Below are 557 nucleotides of genomic sequence, written 5' to 3'. Positions count from 1 at the left end.
GCTTGGGAGGGGCTCACGACCATACTTATTATTAAGGGAATGTTTTACAGTTATTTTTTCAATCTATTTTTGGGGATGTTATTAATTATGAAAAAAATTTTATTTATCAAATAATGATAAATCGATGTTGTTTACGATAGCTTACATGCTAGAAATAATTATCTGTAATGATAATTAAGAAAAATACATAGCACTGAGTCCAAGGAAACTAACTCTACTAGCAAATGTTACTCACTTGCTAATTTTACATGGTTATTAAGTTGGGATGGCTTAATAACTCATACTTTTAGTACTATACGAAGATAACAAATTTACAATGAAAGTAATTAATTATTCATCTTATTTTTTAGTGAATTTGTTCACTGTGTCGATAATCCATTTTACTAAGTCACCGATTGTTGAAATGATATCTTGTGCCATTGAAATCACTCCTTCCTTAATTAAGATAAAAATTCTTAAAATTAAACAACTCATCAACGATGCGCTTCAAGCGCCTAAAACACGTTCGACTACAAATGCAGCAGCAGATGCTAAAAAGGTTCGACCACTTAAAGCGA

The 557-nt window shown here is 30.5% G+C and carries 1 protein-coding gene; it reads right to left on the bottom strand.

Annotated elements, in window-relative coordinates:
• Positions 1-339 precede the first annotated feature (339 nt).
• A complete protein-coding gene (hld, locus tag ACK509_RS16585) occupies positions 340-420 on the bottom strand; it encodes a delta-hemolysin (RefSeq protein WP_000046022.1) in 81 nt (26 codons plus the stop codon).
• Positions 421-557: the final 137 nt, after the last annotated feature.

Origin of the sequence: Haloferax sp. DFSO60, from assembly GCF_046557615.1 — an archaeon.
In the GTDB taxonomy this organism is placed as follows: domain Archaea; phylum Halobacteriota; class Halobacteria; order Halobacteriales; family Haloferacaceae; genus Haloferax.
This window is presented reverse-complemented; position numbering and strand designations above follow the sequence as displayed.